Origin of the sequence: Mesorhizobium sp. M1227 (genome assembly GCF_040318315.1) — a bacterium.
Classification (GTDB): Bacteria; Pseudomonadota; Alphaproteobacteria; order Rhizobiales; family Rhizobiaceae; genus Mesorhizobium.
The window spans coordinates 82,853-91,714 of the sequence record NZ_JAMYLZ010000025.1 but is presented as its reverse complement, the minus strand read 5'-3'; the positions used below and the strand labels follow the sequence as shown (position 1 = coordinate 91,714).

The window sequence follows — 8,862 nt, the reverse complement described above, 5'->3', positions numbered from 1 at the left end:
CCCTCATCCGTAGGGCAGTACGGCCCTAGGGCAGTAGGGCAGTAGGGCAGGACGGCAGTAGGGCAGTAGGGCAGTAGGGCAGTAGGGCAGTAGGGCAGTAGGGCAGTAGGAAACTGTACTGATCGTGCGGCGCCGCGCCAGCTATATTTCCTGTCACATACTCCCCTACTGCCTTACTCCCTTTGCCAATAAACCCGCAGCCGGTGGCTGTCGGGATCAAGCGCGACGAAGGTCCGGCCGAAATCCATGTCGGTCGGGCTCTGCAGGATTTTCAGACCCCGTCCGGCCCAATCGGTGTAGGTGGCATCGACCGCCTCCGGCGTGTCCAGCGCAAAGACGATCTCGGCGCCACCGCCTGCTACCGCGGCGGCCGGTTCCACGGTGTGACGCGACCAGAGGCCGAGCTTGAAGCCGTTGTCGAGCACGAACAGCACGAAGGTCGGCGAGATCTCGACCGGCTGCCGCCCAAGCAGCGCGCTATAGAAGGCGCCGCTTTGCTCAGGCTTGTCGACATAGAGGATGACGAAATTGGGCGGTGTCATGAATTGCTCTCCAGATCGTTTCGACTGGAGGAGCATACCGTACGCCACTGCCAGATTCTGGCAGCAGTATCAACTGAGCAGCAGCCTTAGCTTGGCGTGTCGAGCGTCGCCCGCCATTCTTTGAGCAGCACCTGACGGCGGCGCGGATAGCGCATCTCGGTGGCATTGAGGCCGGATATCCGGTCGGCGCGAAAGTGCCTGAAATCCTGGCGCATCTCGCACCAGGCCGCGACGACGCGCACCTTGTCGAAGAAGCCGAGTGCGAACGGCCAGACGGTGCGCTCGGAGGCAGCGCCGCCGGCGTCGCGATAGACAAAGCTCAGCTTGCGCTCCTCGCGGATGGCCTGCCGCACCACGCCGAGATCGATGCCTTCGGTGACCTCGGTGCGCGACCCGACCAGCAGCGTCGAGGCGTCGAGCTCTTCGCGCAAATCGTTCGGCAGCACCGCCGCGATCTTGGCCAGCGCGTCGGTGGCGGCGTTCGCAAGCCGCCAGTCCGGCTGCTTGGCCACCCAGCGCGAACCGAGCACGATCGCCTCGATCTCCTCATCGGTGAACATCAAGGGCGGCAGCATGAAACCGGGCCTGAGCACGTAACCCAACCCCGCCTCACCCTCGATCGGCGCGCCCTGCCCCTGCAGCGTGGCGATATCGCGATAGAGCGTGCGGATCGACACACCCATTTCGCCCGCAAGGCTGCGGCCGCTGACCGGCCGGCGATGCCGGCGCAGGATCTGGATCAGGTCGAGCAGGCGTTCAGCACGGGACATGAATCATGACCTGGTTTCAATCACGATAGAGCACCAGCGCTTTCGGCGGCAAGCGACATGGGTGGCGGACGGGAACGTCTGCGTCCTGACGCCGTTGTCTGGCCACTATGGATATGCGCGGGTTCCTGTTGTTCTGGTCGGTTTTGACCGCCATCGTCGCTGCGCTCAGCCTCGGACCATCCTTCGCCCATGTGCTGGAATCGGTGCCGCGGCTGACCAGTTGGCCGCCTTCGCTCTGGCGTGAAACCACTGTCTTCAACGCTCAGTTCCAATTCTTCGCGATTGTCGGCGCACCGCTGGACGTGGCCGCGATCGCCTGTCCGGGGCTTCTCGCCTGGGTGCTGCGCAGCGACCGCCCGGCATTCTGGTGGATTTTGGCCGCCACCGTGCTTTATCTGATGGCCCTCGTGGCGTGGTTTACCCTGGTCAAACCGGCAAACGATGTCCTGGCCACCTGGGTGCCTGGACCGATCCCGGACAATTTCGAAAGTATCCGGAGCAGTTGGGAAACCGGCCATATGGTCGTCACCGGCTTCAAGGCCGTTGGTTTCATAGCGCTCGCAGTCGGCCTGCTGTCGATCAGGCGCGGCTGATCCGGTTGCACACGTCGGCAGCCCTTTTGTTGCGCCGGTCAATGTGCTGTGGCAGAAGCGGCGAGCCGCCGTCCGGAGATGCGCCTTCTTGAAACCTTTTCGCGACAAACGCCGCGACAGCCGCCCGCCCCCGAAGGGCGGGGCGGAGCAGCCGCGGCGGCGCGACGCCGGCCTGACCGCCGGTTCGGAGCCTAAACTGCAGGACCGGTCCGAGCCGAAAGCCGCGCCGCGCCCTCTATCCCGCCGCGATGGCGCGCTGCCTGCCGAACATCTGCCGCTGATCCTCGAGGTCGGCCCCAATCAGGACTACGCGTTGCTCGACAGCGGCGCCGGAGAAAAACTCGAGCAATACGGCCCCTACCGCATCGTTCGGCCGGAGGGCCAGGCGATCTGGCAAAAGGCTTTGCCGGCCAGGGACTGGGAGCGCGCCGACGCCATTTTCACCGGCGATACCGACGAGGAAGGCATCGGCCGCTGGCGCTTCCCCAAGACGCCGCTCGGCGAGACCTGGCCGATGAAGCATGACGGCATAGATTATCTCGGCCGCTTCACTTCGTTTCGCCATGTCGGCGTCTTTCCCGAGCAGGCCTCGCACTGGGACCACCTGGCCGGACTGATCGCGGCGGCAAAACGGCCGGTGAAGGTGTTGAACCTGTTCGGTTACACCGGCCTTGCCTCCTTGGTGGCGGCGCGTGCCGGCGCCGAGGTCACCCACGTCGATGCTTCCAAGAAGGCGATCGGCTGGGCGCGCGAAAACCAGGAAATGGCGGGCTTGTCGCAAAAGCCGATCCGCTGGATCGTCGACGATGCCGTGAAATTCGCCGAGCGCGAGGAGCGCCGCGGCAGCCGCTACGACATCATCCTGTTCGACCCGCCCGCCTATGGCCGCGGACCGAAGGGCGAGGTCTGGCAGCTGTTCGAGGACCTGCCGGCGCTGACCGATATCTGCCGCGCGATCCTGACGCCGAAGCCGCTCGCCGTGGTACTGACCGCCTATTCGATCCGCGCCTCTTTTTTCGCCATCCATGCCCTGATGCGCGACACCTTCGCCGGCATGGGCGGCACGGTCGAGTCGGGTGAATTGATCATCCGCGAGAAGTCTGCCGGTCGGGCGCTTTCGACCTCGCTGTTCTCACGCTGGGTGGCCTGAATGAGTGCGTACGAACGGCACGCGGGCGCGCCAGGGCAGGTGAAGGAAGTCACCAGCCTCGCCAACCCGCTGGTCAAGGACATCAAGGCGCTCGCGCTGAAGAAATTCCGTGACCAGCAGAATTCCTTCATGGCCGAAGGCCTGAAGCTGGTCATCGACGCGCTCGATCTCGGCTGGTCGATCAGGACACTGGTCTTCGCCAAGGCCGGACGTGGCAATACGGCGGTTGAAAAGGTCGCGGCGCGCACGGTCGCCGCCGGCGGCACCGTCCTTGAAGTTTCGGAAAAAGTGCTGGTCGCCATCACCCGCCGCGACAATCCGCAAATGGTCGTCGGCGTGTTCTCGCAGAAATACCTGCCGTTGAAGGACATCCGCGCCCGTGACGGCGACGTCTGGGTGGCGCTCGACCGCGTCCGCGACCCCGGCAATCTCGGCACCGTCATCCGCACGGTCGACGCTGTCGGGGCCAGGGGCGTCATCTTGGTCGGCGAGACCACCGATCCCTTTTCGGTCGAAACGGTGCGCGCCACCATGGGCTCGATTTTCGCCGTGCCGGTCGCCAAGGCGTCGCCCGAAGCTTTTCTCGCCTGGCGAACGAGCTTCCCCGGCCTCGTCGCCGGCACCCACCTGAAGGGTGCGGTCGACTACCGCTCGGTCGATTTTTCAAAGGGCCCGGTGCTTTTGATGATGGGTAACGAGCAGCAAGGCCTGCCTGACGAGCTTGCCGCAAGCTGCGACAAACTGCTGCGGATACCGCAGGCCGGCCGCGCCGATTCGCTCAACCTTGCAGTGGCCACCGGCGTCATGCTGTTCGAGATCCGGCGCGGCGCGCTGAAGCTCGGCCCGGAGGACGCCAGATCGTGACATCTCAAACCGTGAAGTCCTGGAGGCCGTATGCTCTTCTGGTCGTCGCCGCGATAGCGCTCGACCAGTGGGTGAAATACCTAGTCGAAACCGGTCTTGCCTTTCAGGAACGGCTCGACCTGCTTCCGTTCCTGGCGCTGTACCGCACCTACAACACCGGCATCGCGTTCTCGCTGTTTTCGTCCTTCGGCGACACCGGCCTGGTGGTCGTCGCGGTTCTGGTGGTCGCTTTCGTGCTCTATCTTGCGGCCCGCACGCCGCCCGGCCACCTGCTTGCCCGCATCGGCTTCGCACTGATCGTCGGCGGCGCGCTCGGCAACCTGATTGATCGCGCAATCTACGGTCATGTCATCGACTATGTCCTGTTCCATACGCCGGTCTGGTCCTTCGCGATCTTCAACCTCGCCGACGCCTTCATTTCGGTTGGTGCGGTGCTGGTCGTCTTCGACGAACTCATTGGCTGGCGGCGCGGAGCGTCGAGCGATTGACCTCACTCGCCTGGCGCCACACATTCTGATCTGCAAGCCCGAGGAGAAAAAATGCCCGAAACCTTCAAAGCCATCCTCGTTTCGCGTGACGCCGAGAAAAACCAGTCGGTCGCGGTGACCGAGCTTACCGAGGCAGACCTGATGGAGGGCGACGTCACCGTCGCGGTCGAGGCGACGACGGTGAACTACAAGGACGGTCTTGCAATTACCGGCAAGGCGCCGGTGATCCGCCACTGGCCGCTGGTGCCGGGCATCGATTTCGCCGGCACCGTCATCTCGTCTTCCAATCCTGACTGGCGCAAGGGTGACAAGGTCATATTGAACGGCTGGGGCGTCGGCGAGACGCATTTCGGCGCCTTTGCAGGGCGCGCCCGCGTCAAGGGCGACTGGCTGGTGCCGTTGCCGGACGGCATGAGCCCGCATGATGCGATGGCGGTCGGCACCGCCGGCTACACCGCCATGCTTTGCGTCATCGCGCTGGAGCGCCACGGCATCGTGCCCGATCGCGGCCCGGTGGCGGTGACCGGCGCTGCCGGTGGCGTCGGCTCGGTCGCGGTCTCGATCCTGTCCAGCCTCGGCTATCACGTCATCGCCTCGACCGGCCGTGCTGCCGAAAGCCCCTATCTGATCGACCTCGGCGCCGCGGAAGTGATTTCACGCGACGAGCTTGCCCAGCCCGCAAAACCGCTCGCCAAGGAACGCTGGGCCGGCGGCGTCGATGCGGTCGGCAGCCACACGCTGGCCAACGTTCTATCGATGACCTCCTATGGCGGCGCCGTTGCCGCTTGCGGCCTCGCCGGCGGCATGGACCTGCCGGCAAGCGTCGCGCCCTTCATCCTGCGCGGCGTCTCGCTGCTCGGCATCGATTCGGTGATGGCGCCGAAGGCGGTCCGCCTCGAGGCCTGGCGCCGTATCGGCGCCGATCTCGACCACGCAAAGCTTGCCAGCCTTTCGACGAGCATCGGCTTCGACGGCATCATCGGCGCCGCGCATGACATCGTCGAGGGTAAGATCCGCGGCCGCGTGGTGGTGGATATGTGAGCCCCCAAGGGAAAAAAAGAGCGCGACCGGTAAAATTCGAGCGATCAACCACAACCTTCGATAAGCTCTGTCTGGCAGGATTTCCGTATGATTGCGGAACCCGGCATCAGAGAGGCGGAACCAGCCGAACGGGCCGACGGGACGGCCCCCGCGGCGCCAGGACGGCAGCTTGTCGCCGCGCCACCGCTGGCGCCGGAACTGCCGGCCTCCAACCGCGAAGGCCTGCCCTTCCTGACGCTCGTCGCCATTGTCGTGCTGGCAGGCTTTTCGCATCTGACCGGGGCGCCGATCTTCATCACTATCGGCCTTTTGGCGACAGCCATCGCCGGGCTCGCCATGCATCTGCGCAACAGGCGCACCGAGCGCCGCGCGGTGGCCCTGCTCGATGCCACGACCGCCCGCAGCCGCGCCGAAATAGAGACGCTGGCCGACCGCATGTGGGAGATGCAGGAGAGCGAGGAGCGCTTTCTCGGGCTGATCGATGCACTCGGCGATCTCGTCGTCCATCGTGACCGCGACGGCCACATTGTCTACGCCAACAAGGTTTTCGCCGACCTTGTCGAAACCGACCAGCGCGACCTTGCCGGCAAGACCCTGGCCGAACTAGGCATCGATGTCGGCATCGTCCCCGACGCCGCGTTTTCCGACCATGAATGCCTGAGTTCCACCGACGTCGCCATTCGCACGCCGGACGGCCCACGCTGGTTCTCTTGGATCGAGCTGTCGGTGCGCGACAAGGACAGCGGCGCCGTTTCGCATCGCGCCATCGCCCGCGACATCACCGCTCGCAAGCGCGCCGAATCCTCGCTGATCACCGCCCGCGAGCGGGCCGAATATGCGAGCCAGGCCAAATCGCGCTTCCTCGCCACCGTCAGCCACGAGATCCGCACGCCGATGAACGGCATCATGGGCATGGCCCGGCTTCTCGCCGACACCAGCCTTTCGCCCGAGCAGCGGACCTATGTCGGCGCCATCTCGACCTCGGCCAGCGCGCTGCTGGCGCTGATCGAGGACCTGCTCGACTACTCCAAGATCGAGGCCGGCCGCTTCGATCCCGAACCGCAGCCGATGTCGGTGCGCGAGATCGCCGACAATGTCATCGAGCTTTTGGCGGCGCGGGCTTTTGCCAAGGATATCGGCCTCGGCTGTCATGTCGAACCCGACGTGCCGCAGCTGATCACCGCCGACCCCGGCAGGGTCAGGCAGGTGCTGCTCAATCTCATCGGCAACGCCGTCAAGTTCACCGACAGCGGCGGCGTCCTGGCAAGCATCGCCCGCGTCCGCACCGAAACCACCGACCGCATCCGCTTCACCATCACCGACACCGGCCCCGGTCTGCGCGAGGAGGACATGGAGCGCATATTCGCGGACTTCGAACAGGCTGACGGCACCTCGACCCGTGCGCATGGCGGTGCCGGCCTCGGTCTCGCCATTTCCAAGCGCCTGGTGACCGCCATGGGCGGCACTATCTCTGTGTCGAGCCGGCTTGGCCAGGGGTCCGAATTCGTCTTCGAGATTCCCGCTATTTCCGCCGTCGAGGCGCCGCAGATCCGCCAGGACGCGCTGTCGGGCCGGCATGCCGTGATCGTGTCGAAGAACCTGGTCGAGGCCGAAGCCCTCGCCCGCACCATTCGCGCCAATGGCGGCACGGTCGATCTGGCCACCGCCGCAGCCCAGGCCACCCCTTTCGCCGAGAGCTGCGACGTGCTGCTGATCGATGCTGCCATGGAGCAAAGCGACGGCAGGCTGCTCAGGCGCCTGCGCCAGAGCGGATTTGCCGATTGCGAGGCAGTGACGCTGATCGCACCGACCGACCGTGGCATGCTTGGCGAGTTCCGTGCCAATGGTTACGCCACCTTCCTTGCGAGGCCGGTGCGCGGCGAGACATTGCTGCGCGTGCTTTTGACCAGCCACGCGCCGGTCATCGCCGAGCCGCAACTGCAAAGGCGCGGCGCGCAGGCGGGGCACGCCATTGGCGCCCGCCAGCAGGGCCTGTCGGTGCTGATCGCCGAGGACAACGACATCAACGCCATGCTGGCCCGCGCCACGCTGCTGAAGGCCGGGCATCGCGTGAAAGTGGTCGGCAACGGCAAGGCCGCCGTCGAGGCGGTCATCAGCACCGGCCACAAGCACCGTTACGACGTGGTGCTGATGGACTTGCATATGCCTGTCATGGACGGCCTGGACGCCATCGCCGCCATCCGCCGCCATGAGGAGGAGACCGCGGTGCCGCCAGTGCCGATCATGGTGCTGTCGGCCGACAGCCAGGAAAAGACCCGCCACGCCGTGCTCGCTCACGGTGCCAGCGGCTTCGTCACCAAGCCGCTCGACCCCGATGCCCTGGTTCATGCGGTCGAAGGGCAAGCGGCCGCCTGAGGCACAACATAGACGGTTGATAGATTACCCAGCCGACGAAGTATTGCCCGCAGAGCCGTATCACGGTACTGTCACAATCCTGTTGCACCTACACCGTATCCCCGTGCCAAGAGGGATGGCTCGAAGGAGAATCACTCGTGCATACAGTCATGCCGGAATGTGATGCTCGGCCGAACGCCAGCGGGCCTTTGCTCGTCGGCCGGAACGCCGATGCCGTCATAAAAGGCGCATCGCTCGGCCGCATCGGCAATCTCGAAGTGCGGCTCGCCCGCAACGAGGCCGAGATCGCTGCCGCGCAGGAAGTGCGCTACCGGGTGTTCTACGACGAGCTTGGTGCCAGGAAGGACCTGTTCCAGATGCAGGACCGCCGCGATGCCGATCGCTTCGATCCCCTCTGCGATCATCTGCTGGTCTTCGATACTTCGCTTTCCGGCCCCGAGCATCGCCGCATCGTCGGCACCTACCGCCTGCTGCGGCAGGAGATTGCCGCGGCCGCCGGCGGCTTCTATTCCGAAGGTGAATTCGAGCTGACCAAGCTCATCGCGCGGCATCCCGGCCAGCGCTTCCTCGAGCTCGGCCGCTCCTGCGTTCTGCCGGAATACCGCTCGAAGCGCACCATCGAGGCGCTGTGGCAAGGCATCTGGGCCTACATCAACCATTACGGCATCGGCGTGATGACCGGCTGCGCGTCGTTCCACGGCACCGTGCCTGCGGCACATGCCGAGGCGCTGACCTATCTTGCCCACCACTGCCGGACGAATTCATCCTGGGACGTGCGCGCCGTCGCCGGGCGCTATTGTTCCATGGATCTGATGCCGATCGAGGCCGTCAACACCAAGGCGGCGATCGCGGCGATGCCGCCGCTGGTCAAGGGCTATCTGCGCGTCGGCGCGCGCATCGGCGACGGTTGCGTCATTGATCGTGAATTCTCGACGGTCGACGTGTTCGTGGTGATGCCGGTCAAGGAGATCGGTGCCCGCTACGTCAATTATTATGGCGGAGAAGCGCAGCGGTTTGCGGCCTGAATAGGGCAGTAGG

Annotated in this window: 9 protein-coding genes; 7 read left to right on the top strand and 2 right to left on the bottom strand. The window is 65.1% G+C overall.

The window, feature by feature from the left end; genetic code table 11:
• Window positions 1–173: 173 nt before the first annotated feature.
• Together NKH28_RS24265 and NKH28_RS24260 are read right to left on the bottom strand one after the other, a co-directional pair.
• Window positions 174–542 carry a VOC family protein gene (locus tag NKH28_RS24265; protein ID WP_352980617.1) on the bottom strand — a complete coding sequence of 123 codons (369 nt, stop codon included), beginning with the start codon at window positions 540–542 and terminating at the stop codon, window positions 174–176.
• Between the two features lie 86 nt (window positions 543–628).
• The gene (locus tag NKH28_RS24260) at window positions 629–1,312 is read right to left on the bottom strand and encodes a helix-turn-helix transcriptional regulator (RefSeq protein ID WP_352684488.1); all 684 of its coding nucleotides are present in this window, start codon (window positions 1,310–1,312) and stop codon (window positions 629–631) included.
• A gap of 107 nt (window positions 1,313–1,419) precedes the next feature.
• Between NKH28_RS24260 and NKH28_RS24255 the strand changes: the two genes are divergently transcribed.
• The 7 genes from NKH28_RS24255 (at window position 1,420) to olsB (ending at window position 8,849) form a co-directional block, all read left to right on the top strand.
• Window positions 1,420–1,905 (top strand): anthrone oxygenase family protein, encoded by a 486-nt coding sequence (locus NKH28_RS24255; RefSeq protein WP_352980616.1) that lies wholly within the window; start codon window positions 1,420–1,422, stop codon window positions 1,903–1,905.
• An 88-nt stretch (window positions 1,906–1,993) separates the two neighbouring features.
• Window positions 1,994–3,055 (top strand): RsmD family RNA methyltransferase, encoded by a 1,062-nt coding sequence (locus tag NKH28_RS24250; protein WP_352980615.1) that lies wholly within the window; start codon window positions 1,994–1,996, stop codon window positions 3,053–3,055.
• Entirely contained in the window at window positions 3,056–3,919 is an 864-nt protein-coding gene (locus NKH28_RS24245; protein WP_352684494.1) for a TrmH family RNA methyltransferase, read from the top strand.
• Between the two features lie 11 nt (window positions 3,920–3,930).
• Complete coding sequence (gene lspA, locus NKH28_RS24240) at window positions 3,931–4,407, top strand: signal peptidase II (protein WP_352454178.1); 477 nt, start codon at window positions 3,931–3,933, stop codon at window positions 4,405–4,407.
• A 51-nt stretch (window positions 4,408–4,458) separates the two neighbouring features.
• Complete coding sequence (gene acuI / locus NKH28_RS24235) at window positions 4,459–5,448, top strand: acrylyl-CoA reductase (NADPH) (RefSeq protein WP_352539417.1); 990 nt, start codon at window positions 4,459–4,461, stop codon at window positions 5,446–5,448.
• Window positions 5,449–5,535: 87 nt separating this feature from the next.
• Window positions 5,536–7,824, top strand: coding sequence for a response regulator (locus NKH28_RS24230; protein WP_352980614.1), 2,289 nt, complete (start codon window positions 5,536–5,538; stop codon window positions 7,822–7,824).
• A gap of 149 nt (window positions 7,825–7,973) precedes the next feature.
• Window positions 7,974–8,849 (top strand): l-ornithine N(alpha)-acyltransferase, encoded by an 876-nt coding sequence (olsB, locus tag NKH28_RS24225; protein ID WP_023675251.1) that lies wholly within the window; start codon window positions 7,974–7,976, stop codon window positions 8,847–8,849.
• Window positions 8,850–8,862 lie beyond the last annotated feature (13 nt).

What these genes read in the sequence shown, in the direction of transcription:
- NKH28_RS24265 (WP_352980617.1), bottom strand. Translation starts at nt 542, where the DNA reads ATGACACCGCCCAATTTCGTCATCCTCTATGTCGACAAGCCTGAGCAA.
- NKH28_RS24260 (WP_352684488.1), bottom strand. Translation starts at nt 1,312, where the DNA reads ATGTCCCGTGCTGAACGCCTGCTCGACCTGATCCAGATCCTGCGCCGG.
- NKH28_RS24255 (WP_352980616.1), top strand. Translation starts at nt 1,420, where the DNA reads ATGGATATGCGCGGGTTCCTGTTGTTCTGGTCGGTTTTGACCGCCATC.
- NKH28_RS24245 (WP_352684494.1), top strand. Translation starts at nt 3,056, where the DNA reads ATGAGTGCGTACGAACGGCACGCGGGCGCGCCAGGGCAGGTGAAGGAA.
- acuI (WP_352539417.1), top strand. Translation starts at nt 4,459, where the DNA reads ATGCCCGAAACCTTCAAAGCCATCCTCGTTTCGCGTGACGCCGAGAAA.
- NKH28_RS24230 (WP_352980614.1), top strand. Translation starts at nt 5,536, where the DNA reads ATGATTGCGGAACCCGGCATCAGAGAGGCGGAACCAGCCGAACGGGCC.
- olsB (WP_023675251.1), top strand. Translation starts at nt 7,974, where the DNA reads ATGCCGGAATGTGATGCTCGGCCGAACGCCAGCGGGCCTTTGCTCGTC.